A 21,813-nucleotide genomic window follows, 5' to 3' on the forward strand; every position below is an offset into this window, starting at 1 on the left:
CCACGTACTCCTTTTGCAGCTATCGCAGGAAACCTCGCCATGAACCGCTACACCGCTCCGCTTGCCGATCTGCGCTTCGCGCTCCACGACGTGCTCGGTGCCGATGCGCTGTATGCACGCCTGCCCGGCTGCGAGGCCGCCAGCCGCGACGTGATTGACGCTGTGCTCGAGGAAGGCGCGAAGTTTGCCGAGCAGGTGCTCGCACCGATCAACCAAAGTGGCGACATCGAAGGCTGTCATTTCGATGCATCCACGCACAGCGTGCGCACGCCCAAGGGCTTCAAGGAAGCTTTCGCGCAGTATGTCGAAGCCGGCTGGATCGGCCTCACCGCCAAGGAGCAGTTCGGCGGTCAGGGGTTGCCCGAGACCGTTGGTGCCGCACTCAAGGAAATGATCGACGCTGCCAACCTGTCGTGGGGCAACTACCCGATGCTTTCGCACGGCGCGGCGTCCGCGCTCGAACACCACGGTGAAGACTGGCAACGCGAAGTTTTCCTCAAACCGCTGGTGGCGGGGCGCTGGACCGGCACCATGTGCCTGACCGAGCCGCATTGCGGCACCGATCTCGGCTTGCTCAAGACGCGCGCCGAACCCGAAACCGACGGCAGCTATCGCGTCAGCGGCACCAAGATCTTCATCACCGCGGGCGAGCACGATTTCGTCGACAACATCCTGCACCTGGTGCTGGCACGGCTGCCCGATGCGCCGCCCGGCGTGAAGGGCATCTCGCTGTTCCTCGTGCCCAAGTTCAAGGTCGCCCGCGATGGCACGGTCGGCGAACGCAATGCCGCCGTGTGCGGCTCGATCGAACACAAGATGGGCATCCACGGCTCGGTCACCTGCGTGATGAATTTCGATGGTGCGCAAGGTTGGTTGATCGGCGCGCCACACAAGGGCCTGATGGCGATGTTCACGATGATGAACACCGCGCGCCTGGCCGTCGGCCTGCAGGGCCTGGGGCTGTCCGAACGCGCCTGGCAGAGCGCGCTGGGCTATGCGCGCGAGCGCCTGCAGATGCGCGCCTTGTCGGGTGCAAAATTTCCAGACAAGCCCGCCGATCCACTCATCGTGCATGGCGACGTGCGGCGCATGCTGCTCACGCAGAAGGCACTCATCGAGGGTGGGCGACTGCTCGGCCTGTATGCCTATCTCAACGAGGACATCCGCAAGCACGCCAGCGACCCCGCCGAACGCGAACGCGCCGAGGCGCTGGTGTCCTTCCTCACGCCCATCGTCAAGGGCTTGCTCACCGAAGCGGGCATCGAGTGCACCTACGATGCCCTGCAGATCTTCGGCGGCCACGGTTTCATCGCCGAGAATGGCATGGAGCAGTACGCACGCGACGCGCGCATCACCACGCTCTACGAGGGCACCACCCAGATCCAGGCCAACGACCTGCTCGGTCGCAAGGTTCTGCAGCTCAAGGGCGCCGGACTCAAGACTTTCCTTGCCGAGATCGGTGCGTTCTGCACCCAGCATGCCGGCAATGCGGCACTGGCCGAGTTCATTGCTCCGCTCGGCAAGGCCGCGCAGGAATGGGGCGCGCTCAGCGTCGAGATCGGCCAGCGCGCCGGTGGCGACGTTGAGGAAGTGGGTGCGGCCGCTTACGACTACCTGTTCTATTCCGGTTACGTCGCGCTCGCCTACTTCTGGGCACGCGCGGTCGTCGCTGCCGATGCATCGGCGCATGCGGATGATTTCAAGCAGGCCAAACGCCTGACCGCGCGCTTCTACTACGCGCGCATCCTGCCGCGCACACAGGCGCACCTGGCCGCGATCCGCAGCGGCGCGGCCACCCTGATGGCGATGAGCGATGCGCAGTTCGGCTGAAGCCGAACGCATCGCGCACGACGCCGCTGCAATGCGCAGGAAGTGAACGCACGCTGCGCGGCGCGGCCGATTTGTTCTATGCTGCGCGCGGCCCGGGCAGGGACGAGCCACCGGATTCGGTCACGAGGTCGGAGGTTACATGCTTGCGGAAGTCCGCTTTTCCGGCGACATCCACAGCACGCGCATGCTCTCGCTCGATGCCAGCGGACGCATCCTCGACTGGATGAGCTGGCAGGACGCGGCCTGCCTGTACGTGCGCCGCGCGGTCGCCTGGACGCTCGGTGAGCCCTGCCTGACGATCCACGGCGGCCTCAACCAGCGCAGCGGCCTGCGCAGCACCCTGGCCCTGCATCCGATCATCGCCAGCACCGGCCATGCGCGCGCGCGCGCGATCGACCCGGCCCCCGCGCTCACCAATGCGGCCTTGTTCGCACGCGATCGCATGCTGTGCCTGTACTGCGGCCATGCCTTCAGCCGCGGCGAACTCACCCGCGACCACGTCATGCCGGTCTCGCGCGGTGGGCGCGACACCTGGGTCAACGTGGTTACCGCCTGTTGGGCCTGCAACGTCAAGAAGGGCAACCGCACGCCGCAGCAAGCCGGCATGCCCCTGCTCGCAGTGCCGTACCGGCCGAGCTGGGTCGAGCATCTGATCCTGTCGAACCGCAACATCCTTGCCGACCAGATGGAGTTCCTGGTCAGCCACCTGCCGCGCGAACGGCGTCCGCAATAGCGTGACCAGCGAGACCGCTGCCCGCATCGCGCGTCTGCGGCTGTTCGCGCAGATCATGCGCCATCCCTCGGCGATCCTGCTGCTGGTGCAGATCATCGCCCTGCTCGCCTACCCGTTCTTCGAGGGCACCCAGGCGGGTACCGCCGTGTTCAACGTGTTCGGCGTCCTCGTGCTGCTGCTCGCGCTGCGCATGATCAACCGCACCGCCGGCCGCCTGCGCCTGCTGTTCGCGCTGGCGCTGGCGGTGTCCGCGGTCACTGCCAGCCTCGCGGCAACCGTGGGCGGCTACGCCGCGCTGCTGCCGTGGGCCGCGGCCCTGGAATCCCTGTTCTACTTTCATGCCGCCAGCTGTCTGGTCGCCTACATGCTCGCCGATCGCCGCGCCACGCGCGACGAATTGTTCGCCGCCGGCGCGACCTTCACCCTGCTGGCCTGGGCCTTCGCCCATCTGTTCGCGCTGTGTCAGGCGCTGCAGCCCGGCTGCCTCGCCGCCGCGGTCGATCCTCACGCACCGCGCGGCTGGACCGAGCTGCTGTTTTTCAGCTTCGTGCTGTTGTCGAGCACCGGCATTGGCGACATCATTCCGCTGACGCCACTTGCGCGTGCGATCGCGAGTTTCGAGATCTTCATCGGCGTAATGTATCTCGCACTGGTGGTGTCGCGCCTGATCGGCCTGACCCTGCTCGACGCACGCCAGCCACCTGCAGCCTGAGCGCGGCAGGTCGACGCCAGTCCCGTCCACTTCGCAGCGAATGCCCAGCTTGCCCTCCGTTGCCTGCCGATTCCACCGATGACCCAATCGAAAACCGAACAAGGCGCGGGCGCCCGCGTCGAAAACCTCGCCAGCACCGACGCGCTGCCGGTCGCGCCGGATCTGGGCTTCGCGCTCAATGCCGCGCACATGCCGCGGCGCTCCACCCTGGTCGATCGCCGCGTGGTCGCAATCAGCCTCATCGCCGGCCTGATCGCAGTCGCAGCCGCCTTGATCGCACGCGCCCTGACTGCGCTCATCGGCCTGGTCACGAACCTTGCGTTCTACGGCCGTTGGTCGACCGAGTTCGTATCACCCGCGGGGCATCAGCTCGGTGCCTGGGTGATCGCGGTGCCGGTGGTCGGCGGCCTGATCGTCGGGCTGATGGCGCGCTGGGGTTCGCGCGCGATCCGTGGCCACGGCATTCCCGAAGCGATGGAGCAGGTGCTGCTCAACGAGTCACGGATCGCGCCACGCATCATGTTTCTCAAGCCGGTATCGTCGGCCGTCGCGATTGGAACCGGCGGTCCGTTCGGCGCCGAAGGTCCGATCATCGCCACCGGCGGCGCACTCGGCTCATTGATCGGTCAGTTGCTGCGCGTGACTGCCGTCGAACGCAAGACCCTGCTCGCCGCCGGCGCCGCCGCGGGCATGGCCGCGGTGTTCGGCTCGCCGCTCTCGGCGATCATCCTTGCGGTCGAGTTGCTGTTGTTCGAGCTCAAGCCGCGCTCGCTGATCCCGGTCGCACTCGCGGCCGTGATTGCGACCGGCGTGCGTCATGCGCTGGTTGGTACCGCGCCGGTGTTTCCGATGCCGGTGGTGGCCGAACCCGGCGGCGCCGCGCTCGCGGGTTATGTCCTGCTCGGCGCCCTGATCGGTTTCGTCAGCGTCGCCACCACGCGCATCGTGTATGGCATCGAAGACCTGTTCGAGAAACTGCCACTGCACTGGATGTGGTGGCCGGCGCTGGGCGGCGTCGTGGTCGGCGTGATCGGCTGGTACGCGCCGCTCACCCTGGGCGTGGGCTACACCAACATCGAGGACATCGTCGCCGGGCGCCTTGGCCTGATGGCGCTCGGCTCGCTGTGCGTGTTGAAGTTCCTGTCGTGGTCGATCGCGCTCGGCAGCGGTACCTCGGGCGGCACGCTCGCGCCGCTGTTCACGGTGGGCGGTGCGCTCGGCGCGATCGTCGGACTCATGCTTGCGAACTGGATGCCGCAATGGGGCATCGATCCACGACTGGCGGGGCTGGTCGGCATGGCCGCGATCTTCGCCGGTGCCTCGCGCGCCCTGCTCGCCTCGATCGTGTTCGCCTTTGAAACCACGCGCCAGCCGGTCGGCCTGCTGCCGCTGATCGGCGGCTGCACCGCCGCCTATCTGGTGTCTGCGCTGCTCATGCGCAACACCATCATGACCGAGAAGATCGTGCGGCGCGGCGTGCGCGTGCCCAGCGAATACGCCGCCGATTTCCTCGAACAGATTCCTGCCGGCCAGGCCTGCACGCGCGATGTCGTCACGCTCGTTGCAGACCATCGCATCGGCGCGGTGCGCGAATGGCTCGCCTCCGGCACGGCCGAGGCTCACCATCAAGGCTATCCGGTCATCGGGCCACACGGTCAACCGATCGGCGTACTCACCCGTCGCGATCTGCTCGACGCCCGCCATGACGCAATGCAGACCGTCGCCAGTCTCATCCGTCGCGCGCCACTCGTGGTCGGTGAACAACACTCGCTGCGCGAAGCCGCCGATCACATGGTTGCCGAGAACGTCGGCCGCGTGCTCGTCGTCAGCGAAGAAACCAGTCCGCGCATGATTGGCATCCTCACCCGTGGCGACCTGCTCGCCGCCCATGCGCGCCGCCTGCACGAACACCGCGACGCCCGCCGTCAACTGCGCGTGCGCACGTTGCTGCGGGGAAAGCCAAACGCTTCCTGACGCAAGAGAACACGGAGCGGGTGAACGCGATCTTGCGCTCTGACGTGACGCGATCAAATTCCCCCGTCCCCTTCATTCGAGTCTACCCACGCTCGCGAAGCCGGATTCGCGGTCAGGAAACCCGCGCCTTCAGTCAACCGCGCACCGGTCGATTCAAGGTCGCGCCGCAGCCTTCACGGCCAGCTTGCATGCAAGGCCGACACCCGCTTGATCTGCGCGTCGATACGGTGCGATCACAGCCGCGAGGATTCAAGCTCGATGTCGGCGTTCTTCCATGCGAGCTTGAATCGACGCTCGGCGTCGGCGGACTCCTTGCCCTGCGTCTTGAGGCTCTGTGCCAATCCGAACAGGGACCAGCCGTTCTCCGGATTGCGCTGAAGTTCTTCCCTGTACACGTCCTCGGCATCTGCCGCGCGGCCGGCAGCCAGGAGGATGGCGCCCAGGGTATGCCTCACCGGTGCATGCCAGCCCGGAGGTTCGTCGTAGGGAATGCCGTCTTCGATCGTGGTCGCCTCGCGCAATGCGCTGACAGCCACCTCATGTTGGCCACGTGCCGCCGCCAGTTCCGCGCTCAATGTGCGTTCTGAAATGCGTGCCGAATGACTCAAGGGATAGCGGTCCCATACCAGCAGCTTTTCCATCGCCGGATCGTTGGCAAGCGGACGCAGGGCGGCAAGATGCTCGTCTGCCTGACCGAGATGCCCCTTGCGGACCGCGGCCATGCCCTGCGCGTAGTGCCAAATCGCGGTGACGTAGGGCAAGTCGGGCGCCGGGTTGCCTGCCGCGGAAACCTCGTCCCAGCGACCAAAACGCACTCGCTCGAACCACGGCGTCAGCCAGTAATGCTGCAAGCCGGCGAATCCGGGCTGGCGCATCAAATCCTGAAGGTCGGTTCGCTGTGCCGTGGCCGCTGCCGATGATTTGGCGAGCGCACTGCTGCCTTCCATGCTGGCGGCAAACCAGAGGAAATGGTGGTTGTGCGGTACATAGCCCAGTGGATAGACACCTTGCGTGTTGCCGCGGCAGATCGCGAGATAGGCATCATCGGCCTCGATCGCGCGCTGATTGGCGATCACCGCGTCATGCCAGCGCCCCACCCGCGCGTAGATGTGTGCGGGCATGTGCACGAGATGCCCCGAGCCGGGCACCAACTCGCGCAATCGATCAGCGGCATCGACGCCCCGTTGCGGATCAGCCGAGGCCTCCACGGCATGCACATAAAGGTGCAAGGCACCGGCGTGATCGGGGCTGCGCGCAATCACCGACTCGAGAAGTTCGACGACCTCCGCCGTGTTGCCCTTGGGCTGAAGCTGCGCGTCGTAGTAATCCCAGGGCTGCAGATCCATCAATGCCTCGGCATGGAGTACCGCGGCGTCGAGGTCCTGCGGGCGTTGTCGCACCAGTTCACGCGTTGCCACCGCATACGCCTCGTCGAGCGCCCGACGATCCTGCGGCGGTTGCTGCGCATATCGTGCGGAAAGCGCGGTGATGAAGGCTTGCTCGCGCTCACTCGCCTTGGGCGCGAGAGCGATGGCCTTCTGCAGTCGCGTCCATGCATCGTCATTGTCCGCCGGATCCATGCCCGCATTGACGTGCGGCCCGAGCACCAGCGAGGCACCCCACCAGCACATGGCACATGCGGGATCGAGTTCGGCAGCCTTGAGAAACGAGCGTTCGGCAGCGTCGTGATTGAAGCCGAACGTCAGCATCAATCCCTGATCAAACCAGCGCTGCACTTCCGGATGACTGCTGGTGACCGGAAACCGGTGGCTGCCCAATCCATCAAGCAGATTCGCACCAACCGCCGCAAGTTCAGGGGCAGACACCTTGGCGACCTCATCGGTGGTGGCGGGCTTGCGGCAAGCGGCAAGCGCGAGCAGGGCCAGGACGCAGGGCAGGAGCCGAGTGCTCATGGTTTTCATGCATGTCCCCAGAGGGTGGAATTCAGCGTGATTCGACGGCGCCACGGGCGGGCATTCCAGCGCCGATCCGGCCCGGGCGGCAGCGAGCCGCCATCTTCCTTCGGGCCGGGGAACGGTGCAATGTGCATGCACGACTCCATCCAGCCGGGTTCCTGCAAGATCGCGCCGGGGAGCAGCCAGGCCAGGCCTGATCATGCTGCATCGACCCGGAGAGACCTTCGCGGGCCGGCCGCGGACGCACGTACTTGTCGGTGGAATTTGGCGCCCAGATCCACGCTCGGTTTGCGGTGGTCGCCTGCACCGCCCGCTGTCCGGCCATCGGCGCCGGTCCGGCGTCGCCACTGGCATGCAGCTGAACACCGCGGCGCCTCCGGCCCGTCCGCAAGAAGCCCGCGACCCGCCCGGCGTTTTCCTTGCCCCGGCCGCGCATGCGTCCGACAATAGCGCCATGATTGACAGTCAGCGTTATCCACGCCTCGCCCGCATCGACTCGCCGGCGGACCTGCGTGAGTTTCAGGAAAGCGAGCTTCCGCAGATCGCGCAGGAATTGCGCGACTACCTGATCGAGTCGGTGGCGGCTTCGGGTGGGCACTTCGGTGCCAACCTCGGCGTGGTCGAACTGACCGTGGCCCTGCATTGGCTCTACGACACGCCGACCGATCGCCTGGTCTGGGATGTCGGCCATCAGGGCTATCCACACAAGATCCTAACCGGCCGCCGCGACCGCATCACCACGGTCAAGAAAAAGGATGGCGTGGCGCCGTTCCCCAAGCGCGACGAAAGCCCGTTCGACAGCTTTGGCGTGGGTCATTCCTCGACTTCGATCGGCGCCGCGCTGGGCATGGCGATCGCCGCACAGCGCAATGGCGATGCGCGCCGGATCGTCGCGGTGATCGGCGACGGCGCGATGACCGCGGGCATGGCCTTCGAGGCGCTCAATCACGGCGGCGACGTCGAGCCGGACATGCTGGTCATCCTCAACGACAACCAGATGTCGATCAGCGAGAACGTCGGCGCGCTGACCAAGATGCTGGCGCGGCTGATGTCGAGCCGCACGCTCAACAAGATCCGCGAGCGCGGCAAGTCGATGATGAAGCGCGATGGCCTGTTGTGGCGCGCGGCCAAGCGCTGGGAGGAGCATGCCAAAGGCATGTTCGTGCCCTCGACGCTGTTCGAGGAACTGGGTTTCCATTACACCGGCCCGATCGACGGCCACGACATTCCGCAACTGCTGACCACGCTGCGCACGCTCAAGGAACTCAAGGGCCCACGCCTGTTGCACGTGATCACCACCAAGGGCAAGGGCTACGCACCGGCCGAAGCGCATCAAATCGAATATCACGCGGTCGGCCCCTTCGATCCGCATCAGGGCGTGCTGAAGAAGGCCGCGCCGGCCAAACCGAGCTACACCGAAGTATTCGGCGACTGGCTGTGCGACATGGCCGCCGCCGAGCCGCGCCTGTACGGCATCACGCCGGCGATGCGCGAAGGCTCGGGTCTGGTGCGGTTTTCCAGGGAATATCCGCAGCGCTATCTCGATGTCGGCATCGCCGAGCAGCATGCGGTGACGCTCGCCGCCGGCATGGCCTGCGAGGGCGCCAAGCCGGTGGTGGCGATCTATTCGACCTTCCTGCAACGCGGCTACGACCAGCTCATCCACGACGTCGCCTTGCAGGACCTGGACGTGCTGTTCGCGATCGACCGCGCCGGCGTGGTCGGGCCTGATGGCGCCACGCATGCGGGCAGTTTCGATCTGTCCTACCTGCGCTGCATCCCCAACATGATCGTGATGGCGCCGTCCAATGAGGACGAATGCCGCAAGCTCCTCACCACCGGCTTCCTGCACAGCGGTCCGGCCGCGGTGCGCTACCCGCGCGGCACGGGTACGGGCGTCACGATCACGCCCGAGCTCGTGCCACTGCCGATCGGCAAGGCTGAAGTGCGTCGGCGTGGTCGCGGCATCGCCCTGCTCGCATTCGGCGCAATGGTCACGCCCGCCGCAAAGGCGGCCGAGACGCTCGATGCAACGCTCGTCGACATGCGCTTCGTCAAACCACTCGATGAAACCCTGCTGCACGAACTGTCCAAGTCACACGCGGCCTTCGTGACGATCGAGGACAACTCGATCATGGGCGGCGCCGGCAGTGCGGTCGGCGAATGGTTGCACGCGAGCGGCCTTGCGCTGCCCCTGCTCCAACTGGGTCTCTCCGACGCCTTCCTCGAACACGCGAGTCGCGACGAACTGCTTGCCCATGAAGGGCTGGACGTCGCCGGGATCGAAGCGGCCGTGCGCAGGCGCTTTGCCGATCTGCTTGCGGCCGCGGCGCTGCGCAACGCCGTGTAGGGCAAATGCACTCAGGCGGCGTAACCGCCAGCGACACCCTTGGTGACGAGCGCCACGGCATCGTGTGGATGCAGGCTTTCGTGGTGCGCGGCGCGAACGCGGAAGTCGACGATATGCGGGTCGGCATCGAGCACGCGCTGGATGCGCCGCGCGGCGTCCTCGCAGAACATGAGGTTCTGTCCGTTCGCCAGCGCAAATGCCTGTTCATCCTCGCGCTTGACCGCAGTCTGCACCGGCGTGCGCAGCGTGCTTTCGACCGCGTCGATCCAGGCATCGAGTGCGAAGCTTGCGCCTTCAGCCAGCCGCAGTTGCAGTTGCGCACTGCTGCGCTGGCTGTGGGGGGTGGCAACGATGCCCTCGCTGCTGCCGAGCCAGGCGAGCACGGCGTCGCGATCAAGCGGCGCAGCCAGCGGAAAATCCTGCGCGAATTGCTGCTGGATCAATTGCCGCGCGAGCGCCGCCGATGCCGGGCAAGTACTCGAATACGTGATCTCGAGTCCGGCCTCGGCCACGAAGTTTTCGCGCACGAGACTGGCCGCGACTTCAACCGGATAGGAGCGCCAGCCACTGTGCGCGCTGGCCAGCGCCGCGCGGCGCACCAGATGATCGAAGCGGATCCGCACGCGCGCCCGCGTCGAAAGCTCGGCGTGCGAATGCAGGAACTCGCGCAGCAGGCGCCGCAGTCCCGTCGGGGCGAGCGGCTCGACCGCGAGGTGCCGTTCGAGCAGGAGGTACAGGCGCGACATGTGGATGCCGCGCGCATTGCTGCTGGACAGATCGACGAAGGCATCCACGCGCGCGCTCACACGCTGCGCGCGACCCTCGCCATCCAGCACGAGCACCGGCATCTCGATGCATTCCATGCCCACCGCATCGAGCGCGCCGGCGTGATCGGCATGGCTTTCGAGCGCGATGTCGGGCAAGGCGCGGACGGAGGATTCTGGGGCAGACATGGGATCAGCGAGCGGGGCGTCGGTGCCGGATGGACTGAACGCATTGTAATTGGAGCGCGGCGCGGACATCTCAAGGGCTCGCCAACGCGGCTCCGGCGCGACGTGCACGCCAGGCGGCGAGCGTCGCGCGCAATGGCACGCGCGCAAGTCGGTCACACAATGCCTGCAAGGGCTCGGCGGCAGCCTGCGCGCGCCGCAGGCGCCAGCGATCGGCGCTGAGCGTCGCCGCGCTGATCGGGTCGAGTCCGTGCGGATCGACCGCATCGGCGTGAACGCGCAGTGCATCCAGCCATTCGCGCAGAAGCTCGGCCGAAGCCACGCCGGGCCGAGCGAGATCGCCACGCGCAAGCCGATGGCGTGCGAGCAGGTCGAGCGGCAGCGGCAAGCGACCCGCCGTCAGTGCGGCGGCCAGATTGGCGCATTCGCGCACGACACGGGCAAGACTGCGCGCCCGGCTCAGTGCTGCGACATCGAGCGGAGAAAACAACTGCGCCTGAATCCGTACCAGCGGCTGATACAGGGTGGCGAATTCGGCCAGCAGACCGTCCCCATCGCTGGCGGGCGCGGCCTCGCGCAAGCTGAAGGCCGCCGCGCACACGGTTTGCCACGACTCTGGCGCAACTCGCGCCAGCGGCACGGCGGCAGCCAGCGCCTGGGTCAGGGGATGACTGGCTTCACCTCGTCCGGCCGCGGCCAGTTCCTCCGTCCACCATTGCAGCTTGAACAGCGCCGGCTGCGGCTCGGCGATGCCGAACGCGGCGTACTCGAGCTCATGAACGAGGCAGGCGAAGGCCGCTTGCGCCGCGCGCAGCGGCTGCGGCGTGAAGGCCAGCGCAAGCTCGAGCTCGGGCGCGGTCTGTGCCCACTTGCCGATGAAGCTGCCGAGCACGCCGTCGTCGTCGACTTCGCTCATGCCCCGAGACCAAGCGCGACAATCAATTCGATCGGTGTGTCGACGATGCCATCGGCCTGCCAGGCCTGCGGCGGCTCGCCATCGAGATAGCCCCAGCCAGCGACTAGCGTGCGGGTTCCGGCAGCGCGTCCAGACACGACATCGCGCAGGTCATCGCCGACCATCACCGCCTCGGCGGGCATGACGCCGAGCTGGGCGCAGGCATGCAGCACTGGCGCCGGATCGGGCTTGCGAACCGGCAAGGTATCGCCGGTCACGAGCACGGCACTGCCGGCGAAAAACTCCATCTGCGCGAGCAGTGGCCGTGCCAGCCAACCCGGCTTGTTGGTGACGATGCCCCAGGCAATCGAACGCGCGGCAAGCGCTTCGAGCACCTCCTGGATGCCGTCATAGAGTCGCGTGTGTTGCAGCATCGCCACCGAATAGATGTCGAGAAAGCGCGGCAGCCACTGATCGATCATTGCTTCGTCGACTCCGGGCAGGCCCTTGCGCAGCATCGCGCGGCCACCAGCGGAGACGACCCGGCGCACATCCTCGAACGCTGGCTGCGGCGCACCCAGTTCGATGCAAAGTGACTGCACCGCGGCGACCAGATCGGGCGCCGAGTCGATCAAGGTGCCGTCGAGATCGAACAGCACCGCGCGCGGCGGCTGGTTCATGCAGGGCGCGTCGCGCAGGCGAGATAGTTCACCGCGACGCTGCGCGTGAGCCAGGCGCGGTGCGTGAATGGATTCCAGGCCAGGCCCGAGATGTCGTCGACGACCAGACCTGCGACGCGCAGTGCCGCGGCCAATTCGCTCGGCTTGATGAACTGCGCATAGTGATGGGTGCCGCGCGGCAACAGCCGCAGCAGATGCTCGGCGCCGAGGATCGCCGCGCCGAACGCAATCGGCGTGCGATTGAGCGTGGAAACAAACAGCTTGCCGCCAGGTTTGAGCATGCGCGCACAGGCGCGCACCACGCTGCCCGGATCGGGCACGTGTTCGAGCATTTCCATGCAAGTGATGAGATCGAACGTGGACGGCATCGTCTCGGCGAGCGCCTCGGCCGATGTCTCGCGGTAATCGACTTCGAGTGCAGACTCGTGCAGGTGCAGGCGCGCGACATCGAGCAGGGCCGGCGCCAGATCGATCGCGGTGACCTGCGCACCGGCGCGCGCGAGCGCCTCGCTGAGCAGTCCCCCCCCGCAGCCGACATCGAGCGCACGCGCGCCCTTCGTCGCGGCACGCCCGGCGACATAGGCCAGCCGTACGGGATTGAGATCGTGCAGCGGGCGCATCTCGCCCAGCGGATCCCACCAGCCAGCTGCGAGGCGCTCGAACCGGGCCGTCTCGGCAGGATCGACGTTGCCGGCAGTCGCGGCGGCAGAAGTCATGGCGCCAGACGCTCGCGCCAGCGCCGGGCCTTGTCCATCAGCTCGCTCGCATCGAGCCCGGTCAGTGCGCGATCGCGCAACTGGCGTCGGCCGGCAATCCAGACATCGCTCACCTGATGGCGACCGGCGGCATAGACGATCTGCGAGGTCACGTCGTAAAGCGGCTGGGTTTCCAGGTCATCGAGACGGATCGCGGCCAGATCGGCCTGCTTGCCCACCTCGATGCTGCCGATGCGCGCCTCCCAGCCGAGCGCCCGCGCGCCGCCCAAGGTGGCCGCCCGCAGCGTGGCGGCAGCATCGAGTGCGCGGGCGTCACCCGCCACGGCCTTGGCGACCAGTGCCGCACTGCGCATCTCGCCAAGCATGTCGAGGTCATTGTTGCTGGCACAGCCATCGGTGCCGATGGCGAGATTGACCCCACCGCGGCGCAGCTTTTCGGCAGGACAGAAACCCGATGCGAGCTTGAGGTTGGATTCCACGCAGTGCACGACCGAAACACCGGCCTCGGCGCAGGCGGCGATCTCGGCATCCGTGAGCTGGGTCATGTGCACGGCGATCAGATGATCGTTGACCAGACCCAGAGACTGGATGCGCGCGAACGGGCGCGCGCCATGCTCGCGGCGCGAGTCATCGATTTCCTGTGCGGTCTCGTGCAGGTGCAGGTGCACCGGCAGGTCGAGCTGGTCGGACAACACGCGGATGCGCTCGAAACTCGCATCGGCCACGGTGTATGGCGCATGCGGCGCAAGCGCAGTCCCGATCAAGGCCTCGCTGCGATATTCGTCGTGGACGGCCAGTCCCTTCTCGAAATACTCGTCGCGGCTCGCGGCCCATGCGGTCGGGAACTCGATCACCGGCAGGCCGACCATTGCGCGGAAACCCAGACGCCGATAAGTCGCGGCCTGCACGTCGGGGAAAAAATAGTTCTCGTTGCAGCACGTGGTGCCGCCGCGCAACATCTCGGCGACCGCATACTCCACCCCGTCGCGCACGAACTCCGCGCTGAGCGCGCGCGCCTCGGCCGGCCAGATGTGCCCCTGCAACCATTCCATCAGCGGCAGGTCATCAGCGAGCCCGCGCATCAGCGCCATCGGATTGTGGGTGTGCGCGTTGATCAGGCCTGGAATCAACGCGTGCCGTGCCAGCTCCACCCGCTCGCGCGGCGCAAAGCGCTCACGCGCCTGCGCCAGCGGCAGCACGGCAAGGATCGCGCCGCGCTCGATCGCAACCGCATGGCCTTCGAGAACGACGCCCTGCGGTTCAACCGGGATCAGCCAGCGCGGCTCGATCAGCAGGTCGATGGGTTGCGGCGATGCAGGCATCGGCGCGTCATTTGACCCGCGACATGTACTCGCCGGTACGCGTGTCGACCTTGATCTTTTCGCCTTGGGCGACGAACAAGGGCACACGCACCACCGCGCCGGTCTCGAGCTTGGCCGGCTTGCCGCCACCACCCGAGGTATCGCCACGCACGCCAGGATCAGTTTCGCTGATTTCCAGTTCGACGAAGATCGGTGGCGTCACCGTGAGCGGCGCGCCGTTCCACAGGGTCATGATGCACACTTCGTTGCCCTTGAGCCACTTGGCAGCATCGGCCATCGCGTTCTCGTCGGCGGCGATCTGCTCGTGCGAAGTGGGGTCCATGAAGTGCCAGAACTCGCCATCGGAATAGAGGAACTCCATGTCGGTGTCCATGACGTCGGCGGCATCGACCGAATCGGTCGATTTCATCGTCATTTCCTGGGTGCGACCGTTCTTGAGGTTGCGATACTTGACGCGGGTGAAGGCTTGGCCCTTGCCGGGCTTGACGTACTCGGTGTCGACGATCGTGCACGGATACCCGTCGACGATGATCTTCTGCCCGTTCTTGACATCGTTCATGCCATAACTGGCCATGCGCAACTCCTGATATGAAAATTCGTGAACGCGCCACGCCGTGGGCGCGAATGCCGCCTGCATCCCGATACAATGGCCGGACGAACCATCCGGTCGGTCAAGCAATCCCGCCATGATACCTGCTAGACGCCCGGTCGCGCAGCCAATCCGTTGGCAACAACTCTGGCGCGAAGCGGTCACCAATGCCCTTGAGCTGCTCGATCTGCTCGGGCTGTCGGCGCACGCCGAGAGCTTGCTGGCAGACGGCGACGCAGGCTTCCCGACCCGCGTTCCGCGCGGCTTCATTGCCCGCATGCGTCACGGCGATCCACGCGATCCGCTGCTGCTGCAGGTGTTGCCGCGTGCCGCCGAAGCCCTGGATGTACCCGGCTTCAGCGACGATGCGGTCGGCGATCTGGCCGCTCGAAGCACCAGCGGCGTATTGCGCAAGTACCACGGCCGCGCCCTGCTGATCGCCACCGGCTCGTGCGCGGTCAACTGCCGCTACTGTTTCCGCCGACACTTCCCCTATGCCGAGGAAACGGCCGCCGCAGGCCACTGGCAGGCGGCGCTCACCAGCATTGCCGCTGACACCTCGATCAGCGAGGTGATCCTGTCCGGCGGCGATCCCCTGTCCCTGGGCACAGCCAAGCTCGCCGAGCTGGGCGCCGGACTGGCGCGGATACCCCACGTACGCCGCCTGCGCATCCACAGCCGCCTGCCGATCGTGCTGCCCGAGCGCATCGATGAGGAATTCTGCAGCTGGCTCACCGACCTGCCGCTGCAGAAGGTGATGGTCGTACATGCCAACCACGGCAATGAAATCGACGCCGCGGTGAGCGCCGCCTGTGCGCGTCTGCGCGAGTGCGGTGCGAGCCTGCTCAACCAATCCGTGCTGCTGCGCGGGGTGAACGACAACGCGCCGGTGCTGGCCCGGCTGTCCGAGCGGCTGTTCGCCGCAGGCGTGTTGCCCTACTACCTGCACCTGCTCGACCGCGTGCGCGGCGCCGCCCATTTCGAGGTTGATGCTGCCTGCGGGCGCAGACTGATCGAAGAGCTGCGGGCATGCCTGCCCGGTTATCTGGTGCCGCGCCTGGTGCGTGAAATCGCCGGGGCGTCCAGCAAGATTCCGCTCGAAACCGCACCGATGATGGCGCCCGATGGCCGAATCGAGTAAATATCCACCCAAGAACCCGGTCGTGCTCGCACACGCCGGCCTGCCATCGGCCAGGACGCCGGCCTTTGCTCGTGCATGCGTCCGGGCCGATCTTCCCAGCCTGGCCGTTCACTGACCCTGACGCTTCCCCATGACCAAACTCAATACGCTCATCAGGCTCCTCATCGTCGACGATTCAGTCGAAAGCGCCGAGCAAATCATCAGCATCCTGCGCAACGGCGGCATCGCGGTACGACCGTCGCGCGCGACCAACGAGGCCGAGCTCGAGGCCGAATTCGGGCAGCAGCCACCCGACCTGGTGGTGGTCACGCTCGACGGCACCAGCCTGACGATGCCGCAGGTGCGCGACATCGCCGAACGCAGCGGCCGTGACGTCGCCCTGATCGCCACCGCCACCAGACTGGTCGACGATGCGATCGTGCAGGCGTTCAAGGACGGCGCGCGCGCGGCGATGCTGCGCACCTCGCACGAGCATGTGCAGATGGTGGTGCGGCGCGAGTACGACGGCCTGATCATGCGTCGCAGCGTGCGCCGGCTCGAAGCGGCCTTGCGTGAATCCGAGCGGCGTGGCGATGCCCTGCTCGATTCCTCACGCGATCCGATCGCCTTCGTCCATGAAGGCATGCACGTGCGCGCCAACAAGGCCTATCTGGAAATGTTCGGCTACGACAGCTTCGAAGACCTCGAAGGCATGTCGATCCTCGACATGATCGCCGCGCCCGATGCCGACGACTTCAAGGCCCTTCTCAAGCGACTGTCCAAGGGCGAAAAGCCGCCGCAGCGCCTCAACCTCAAGGCGCAGCGCGGCGACGGCTCCACCTTCGATGCCGCGATGGAGTTTGCCGAGGCCAGCTTCGAGGGCGAACCCTGCCAGCAGATCACATTCCGTCTGCAGGCCTCGGATCCGGCCCTGCACGAAAAGCTCGACGAACTGCGTACCAAGGATCTGGTCACCGACCTGTTCAACCGCACGCATACGATCACCGAGCTGGAAAACGCCTGCGCGCGCGCCGCCAATGGCACCATCGATCAGGCGCTGCTGCTGGTCGAGCCGGACAATTTCCGCAGCGTGCTCGACAGCATCGGCATCGGCAACGCCGATCTGCTGCTCGGTGACATCGCCACCCTGTTGCGCAAGCAGCTCGACGAGGACGACATCGCCGGCCGCGTGGGCGACCATCTGTTCGCACTGCTGCTCGGCAAGCGCGATGCCGAAGCCACCAGCAAGTTCGCCCAACGTCTGCACGCTGCATTTGCCGAGCACATCTTCGAGGTCGGCAAGCGCTCAATCAGCCTCACCGCGAGCATCGGTGGCGTTCTGCTCGGCGAGAAGAACGCACGCGCAGACACTCTCATGGCCGATGCCGCGACCGGCCTGCGCCAGGTCCAGACCGAAGGCGGCAATCGCGTGCATATCCACGACCCTTCGGCGCAGGACAAGGCCGCCGCCGAAAGCACAAAGCGCTGGGTCGGCCTGATCGACCAGGCGCTCGCCACCGACGGCTTCGTGCTTTACCACCAGCCGATCATCAGCCTGCACGGCGCCGAAGGCGATTTCTACGAAATCCTGCTGCGCATGGCCGGACCCAAGGGCGAGATTCCGCCCGGCCACTTCCTGCCGATCGCCGAACGCAACGGACGCATGCCGGCAATCGACCGCTGGGTGATTTCCAAGGCGATTCAGGCGATCGCCGAACGCGAACGCGCCGGCCACCGGACCACCTTCTTCATCAAGCTCACGCCACAGTCACTGGAAGACCAGACCTTGGTGCCGTGGATCGCGCAGCAGCTCAAGACCGAACGCCAGCGCGGTGATTCGCTGGTGTTCGAAATGCCCGAAGCAAAGGTGGTGACCAGCCTCAAGCAAGCGCGTGCGTTTGCCAAGGCACTTGAGCAGATCCATTGCCAGTTTGCGCTCGAACAATTCGGCGCCGGGCTCAATTCGTTCCAGTTGCTCAAGCACGTGCCCGCGCACTACCTGAAGATCGACCGCCATTTCATGGCCGACCTGCCCAAGCAAAAAGAGAACCAGGAAAAGGTCAAGGACATCTGCAATCAGGCGCATCAGGCTGGCAAGCTCACCGTGGCCGAATTCGTCGAAGACGCCGCCAGCATGTCGATCCTGTTCGGTTGCGGCGTCAACTTCGTGCAGGGCAACTTCCTGCAGGAACCGGAAAAAGTCCTCAGTCACGTGGCCTGACGCACGCTCCGGCACCAGAAGGAAACGGGCAGCCGCGGCAGCGGCTGCCCATCACGGTCAATCGCGGATATCAGCGCGCACGCAAGGCGGCAATGCGCTCCTCGAGCGGCGGATGACTCATCAGCAGGCGAGCGATCCCGCCTTCGCCGGAAATGCCGAACGCGGCGAGTGCCTTGGGCAGGCTGCTCTCGCCCTGATTGCCGGCCAGGCGCTGCAAGGCGGCAATCATCGACTCGCGCCCGGCCAGGTTCGCGCCGCCCGCATCGGCACGGAACTCGCGCCAGCGCGAGAATGCCATCACCACCAGCGAGGCGAGCATGCCGAGCACGACCTGCAGCACCATCACGATCGCGAAGTAGGCAATGCCGCCACCGCTGTCACGGTTGCCGCTGATCGCCCGGTCGACGAGCGTACCGATCACGCGGGCGAGGAAGATCACGAAGGTGTTGAGCACGCCCTGCAACAGCGCCATCGTCACCATGTCGCCATTGGCGACGTGGGCGATCTCATGCCCGAGGACGGCATCGACCTCGTTGCGCTCCATGTTCTGCAGCAGGCCAGTGCTCACCGCCACCAGCGAACTGTTGCGCGTCATGCCGGTGGCAAACGCATTCATGTCGGGCGCGTCGTAGATCGCCACTTCGGGCATGCCGATGCCGGCCTTCTCGGCGTGGCGGCGCACGGTATCGACCAGCCATGCCTCGGTGGCATTGCGCGGCTGGATGATGACTTGCGCGCCGGTCGTGAACTTGGCGATCCATTTGGACATCGCCAGCGAAATGAACGAGCCACCCATGCCCATGACCGCGGACAGGATCAGCAAGGCCTCGAGGTTCAGACCGCCGCGCCGATAGGCGTAGACGTCGATGCCGGTGAGCTTGACGACGATCGTCAACAGCGCCATCACGGCCAGGTTGGTGAGCAGGAACAGTACGATACGCTTCATGCAGAACCCCAGAGTAGAACGTTGGATGCAATGCCCATGCTACGCGATGTGCGCGCACTTGCCTTGTGATGGGGGAGCGCCAGAGGCTTTCAAGCTTCATGCCGGCAAGACCCCGGGGGATTGGACCCGGACCGTCACCGCGGGTTCCCGCGGATGAGCGGCTATCGCGGTCGCTTCGCACCTTCGCCGACCGGCCGCCTCCACCTGGGTTCGCTGGTCGCCGCACTCGGCAGTTGGCTGTTTGCACGCGCCGCAGGCGGGCAATGGCTGCTGCGCATCGAGGATCTCGACCACGACCGCGAAGTCCCCGGCGCGGCGCAGGACATCCTCGCCACACTCGCCGCGTTCGGGATGCAGTCCGACGGACCGGTGATCGTGCAGAGCGAGCGGATCGAACGCTACGCGGCGGCGCTGCGCGAGTTGCAGGATGGCGGTCACGCCTATGCGTGCTGGTGCAGCCGCTCCGATCTGGAGCCCCACGCGGGAATCCATCCTGCGACCTGCGTGGCAACGCCCACTGCCCGCACACCGGCGTGGCGCCTGCGCGTAGGCGGCGCAGTGATCGGCTTCGATGATGCAATCTGCGGCGCGCAACGACAGGACCTTGCCCGCGCCGTCGGCGATTTCGTCGTCTGGCGCGCCGACGGCGTGTGCGCCTACCAGCTTGCAGTGATCGTCGACGATGCGGCCCAAGGCATCACCGATGTCGTGCGCGGCGCCGATCTGCTCGATTCCACACCGCGCCAGATCCTGTTGCAGCAGATGCTCGGCCTGCCCCGGCCACGCCATGCACACCTGCCACTGGTGCTCGATGCCCAGGGCGGAAAGCTCGGCAAGCAGGATGCGGCATGCCCGGTCGATGCAGGCGATCCGCTGCCCGCACTGCGTGCGGCTCTGCGTCACCTTGGCCAGATCGTTCCGCCTGCCGACTCGGTCGATGCGCTGCTGGAACAGGCCGTGCGCGGCTTCGATATCCACCGCATCCCGGCCAGCTCGGCCGGCGATCATGTCGCAGCGCATAATGCATCGCGCTGACGAATCGGCACACACTGCACATTCAAAAGCGAACTTCGCCGTCCATTTTTCCAACAGGAGTCAGTCATGACGACACGCGTCGCCCTCGTCACGGGCGGTACCGGCGGCATCGGTACCGCAATTTGCAGGTATCTGGCCTCGCAGGGCCACAAGGTGGCCACCAACTATCGCGACGAAGGCAAGGCTCGCGCGTGGCAGGAAGCGCAGAAGAAGGCCGGCTTCGACTTCGGCCTGGCCAAGGGCGATGTCGCCGATCCCGCCACCGCCGAGGCGATGGTGCGCGAGGTCGAGCGCCAGCTCGGACCAGTCGACATCCTCATCAACAACGCCGGCATCACCCGCGACACCACCTTCCACAAGATGAGCGCAACGCAGTGGCAGGACGTGATCTCGACCAACCTCGGCTCGTGCTTCAACGTCACCCGCCCGGTGATCGATGGCATGCGCGAGCGCAAGTGGGGCCGCATCGTGCAAATCAGCTCGATCAATGGCCAGAAGGGCCAATACGGCCAAGCCAACTACGCAGCCGCCAAGGCCGGCATGCATGGCTTCACGATTTCGCTGGCGCAGGAAAACGCCAAGTTCGGCATTACCGTGAATACCGTCTCGCCCGGTTATGTCGGCACCGACATGGTGATGGCCGTGCCCGAGGACGTGCGCAGCAAGATCGTCGCGCAGATTCCGGTGGGGCGCTTGGGTGATCCCGACGAGATCGCCTTCGCGGTCGGTTTTTTCGTCGACGACCGCGCGCGCTGGATCACCGGTGCGAACCTCGCGATCAACGGTGGCCAATACATGGGTTGGTGATGCGCGCGCTGATCCGACGCCCTCCGGCGTCGGATGCGCGCATCACCAGGTGAGGCATGGATGCCGAACGGGCCGCGTCCCAGGGACGGATGCTTGCCACGCCTTGCGCTGACCCGACGCCCTCCGGCGTCGGATGCGCGCATCACCAGGTGAGGCATGGATGCCGAACGGGCCGCGTCCCAGGGACGGATGCTTGCCACGCCTTGCGCTGATCCGACGCCCTCCGGCGTCGGCTGCATGCGCTTTGCCCCGGACGGTGGCTGCAGCGCCCGCCAGGTGAGGCAGGTCGAGCGCAGGCGCAGGGCCGAGTGGGCGAACGGGCACCCTTGGCCCGCCGACCCGGCTCGGTCCAGCCGATCATCCTCGCGCGGCGCGCACCCGTGGCCGCGGCCGCCGCTCGACATCGGCCGAAGCATCGCAACTGGTGCGCCGCACCACATTCTGCTAGCGTGGCGGCATGACCACGTCCCGCATCATCAAGAAGTATCCCAATCGCCGCCTCTACGACACCGAGATCTCCAGCTACATCACGCTGGAAGAAATCCGTCAGCTGGTGCTCGACAACGAGGAATTCGAAGTCCGCGACGCCAAGACCGGCGAGGACCTCACACGCTCGGTCTTGTTGCAGATCATCTCCGAGTACGAGGATCGCGGGCAGCCTATGTTCACCAGCAAGCTGCTGTCGCAGATCATCCGCTTTTACGGGGACTCGATGCAGGGCTTCATGGGCGCCTACCTCGAACGCAGCCTGCAGGTGTTTCTCGACCAGCAGACCCAGTTCCGCAGCCAGCTCAACAACATGCTGGGACAGGGTCCGTGGTCGATGCTCAATGATCTCACCGAGCGCAACATGGACATGTGGAAGTCGATGCAACAGGGCTTCCTCACGGCCGCGGCCAGCAGCATGCGCGGCAACGCCCCCGACACCGGTGAGCGTCCCAAGAAAGACTCCAAATCCTGATCATCCGGCCTGCCGCAGATCGGCCGCGCCTCCGCGCCGCTGTCTGCCGTGCGTGC

The 21,813-nt window shown here is 66.2% G+C and carries 18 protein-coding genes; 10 read left to right on the forward strand and 8 right to left on the reverse strand.

Annotated features, from left to right (window positions below):
* Positions 1-39 precede the first annotated feature (39 nt).
* From KF759_RS05310 to KF759_RS05325, 4 genes are all read left to right on the forward strand, one after another.
* Positions 40-1,830, forward strand: coding sequence for an acyl-CoA dehydrogenase C-terminal domain-containing protein (locus tag KF759_RS05310; RefSeq protein ID WP_291223371.1), 1,791 nt, complete (start codon positions 40-42; stop codon positions 1,828-1,830).
* Positions 1,831-1,969: 139 nt separating this feature from the next.
* Positions 1,970-2,563 (forward strand): HNH endonuclease, encoded by a 594-nt coding sequence (locus tag KF759_RS05315; protein WP_291223372.1) that lies wholly within the window; start codon positions 1,970-1,972, stop codon positions 2,561-2,563.
* A gap of 55 nt (positions 2,564-2,618) precedes the next feature.
* Entirely contained in the window at positions 2,619-3,275 is a 657-nt protein-coding gene (locus KF759_RS05320) for a potassium channel family protein (RefSeq protein WP_291223507.1), read from the forward strand.
* A 78-nt stretch (positions 3,276-3,353) separates the two neighbouring features.
* Positions 3,354-5,249, forward strand: coding sequence for a chloride channel protein (locus KF759_RS05325; protein ID WP_291223373.1), 1,896 nt, complete (start codon positions 3,354-3,356; stop codon positions 5,247-5,249).
* A gap of 233 nt (positions 5,250-5,482) precedes the next feature.
* On the opposite strand, the gene KF759_RS05330 is transcribed toward KF759_RS05325, so the two are convergent.
* Positions 5,483-7,162: a hypothetical protein gene (locus tag KF759_RS05330; protein WP_291223374.1), complete on the reverse strand. Its 1,680-nt coding sequence runs from the start codon at positions 7,160-7,162 to the stop codon at positions 5,483-5,485.
* Positions 7,163-7,619: 457 nt separating this feature from the next.
* Between KF759_RS05330 and dxs the strand changes: the two genes are divergently transcribed.
* On the forward strand, positions 7,620-9,515 hold the full coding sequence (gene dxs / locus KF759_RS05335; RefSeq protein WP_291223375.1) for a 1-deoxy-D-xylulose-5-phosphate synthase: 1,896 nt from the start codon (positions 7,620-7,622) through the stop codon (positions 9,513-9,515).
* 11 nt (positions 9,516-9,526) lie between these two features.
* Here dxs and folE2 read toward each other — a convergent pair whose 3' ends face one another.
* The 6 genes from folE2 to efp all read right to left on the reverse strand — a co-directional run bounded on the left by folE2 (position 9,527) and on the right by efp (position 14,652).
* On the reverse strand, positions 9,527-10,468 hold the full coding sequence (gene folE2 / locus KF759_RS05340; RefSeq protein ID WP_291223376.1) for a GTP cyclohydrolase FolE2: 942 nt from the start codon (positions 10,466-10,468) through the stop codon (positions 9,527-9,529).
* A 70-nt stretch (positions 10,469-10,538) separates the two neighbouring features.
* Positions 10,539-11,381 (reverse strand): squalene/phytoene synthase family protein, encoded by an 843-nt coding sequence (locus tag KF759_RS05345; RefSeq protein ID WP_291223377.1) that lies wholly within the window; start codon positions 11,379-11,381, stop codon positions 10,539-10,541.
* Entirely contained in the window at positions 11,378-12,040 is a 663-nt protein-coding gene (locus tag KF759_RS05350; RefSeq protein WP_291223378.1) for an HAD-IA family hydrolase, read from the reverse strand. Before KF759_RS05350 ends, KF759_RS05345 begins: the two co-directional genes overlap by 4 nt.
* Positions 12,037-12,756 carry a bifunctional 2-polyprenyl-6-hydroxyphenol methylase/3-demethylubiquinol 3-O-methyltransferase UbiG gene (ubiG, locus tag KF759_RS05355; RefSeq protein WP_291223379.1) on the reverse strand — a complete coding sequence of 240 codons (720 nt, stop codon included), beginning with the start codon at positions 12,754-12,756 and terminating at the stop codon, positions 12,037-12,039. Before ubiG ends, KF759_RS05350 begins: the two co-directional genes overlap by 4 nt.
* Positions 12,753-14,078 carry a TRZ/ATZ family hydrolase gene (locus tag KF759_RS05360; protein ID WP_291223380.1) on the reverse strand — a complete coding sequence of 442 codons (1,326 nt, stop codon included), beginning with the start codon at positions 14,076-14,078 and terminating at the stop codon, positions 12,753-12,755. The genes ubiG and KF759_RS05360 overlap by 4 nt, the downstream gene beginning before the upstream one ends.
* Before the next feature lie 7 nt (positions 14,079-14,085).
* A complete protein-coding gene (efp, locus tag KF759_RS05365) occupies positions 14,086-14,652 on the reverse strand; it encodes an elongation factor P (RefSeq protein ID WP_291223381.1) in 567 nt (188 codons plus the stop codon).
* A 112-nt stretch (positions 14,653-14,764) separates the two neighbouring features.
* On the opposite strand from efp, the gene epmB reads away from it, so the two are divergent.
* Both epmB and KF759_RS05375 read left to right on the forward strand, forming a co-directional pair.
* Positions 14,765-15,808 carry an EF-P beta-lysylation protein EpmB gene (epmB, locus tag KF759_RS05370; RefSeq protein WP_291223382.1) on the forward strand — a complete coding sequence of 348 codons (1,044 nt, stop codon included), beginning with the start codon at positions 14,765-14,767 and terminating at the stop codon, positions 15,806-15,808.
* Positions 15,809-15,938: 130 nt separating this feature from the next.
* Positions 15,939-18,008 (forward strand): EAL domain-containing protein, encoded by a 2,070-nt coding sequence (locus tag KF759_RS05375; RefSeq protein ID WP_291223383.1) that lies wholly within the window; start codon positions 15,939-15,941, stop codon positions 18,006-18,008.
* Positions 18,009-18,078: 70 nt separating this feature from the next.
* Here the strand turns inward: KF759_RS05375 and htpX are convergent, their stop codons facing one another.
* Entirely contained in the window at positions 18,079-18,954 is an 876-nt protein-coding gene (htpX, locus tag KF759_RS05380) for a protease HtpX (protein ID WP_291223384.1), read from the reverse strand.
* Between the two features lie 153 nt (positions 18,955-19,107).
* Between htpX and gluQRS the strand changes: the two genes are divergently transcribed.
* The 3 genes from gluQRS to phaR all read left to right on the forward strand — a co-directional run bounded on the left by gluQRS (position 19,108) and on the right by phaR (position 21,757).
* On the forward strand, positions 19,108-19,989 hold the full coding sequence (gene gluQRS / locus KF759_RS05385) for a tRNA glutamyl-Q(34) synthetase GluQRS (protein WP_291223385.1): 882 nt from the start codon (positions 19,108-19,110) through the stop codon (positions 19,987-19,989).
* A gap of 66 nt (positions 19,990-20,055) precedes the next feature.
* Positions 20,056-20,796: an acetoacetyl-CoA reductase gene (gene phbB / locus KF759_RS05390; protein ID WP_291223386.1), complete on the forward strand. Its 741-nt coding sequence runs from the start codon at positions 20,056-20,058 to the stop codon at positions 20,794-20,796.
* A gap of 457 nt (positions 20,797-21,253) precedes the next feature.
* Positions 21,254-21,757: a polyhydroxyalkanoate synthesis repressor PhaR gene (gene phaR, locus KF759_RS05395; protein WP_291223387.1), complete on the forward strand. Its 504-nt coding sequence runs from the start codon at positions 21,254-21,256 to the stop codon at positions 21,755-21,757.
* Positions 21,758-21,813 lie beyond the last annotated feature (56 nt).

It is taken from the genome of Dokdonella sp., from assembly GCF_019634815.1.
Lineage (GTDB): Bacteria > Pseudomonadota > Gammaproteobacteria > Xanthomonadales > Rhodanobacteraceae > Dokdonella_A.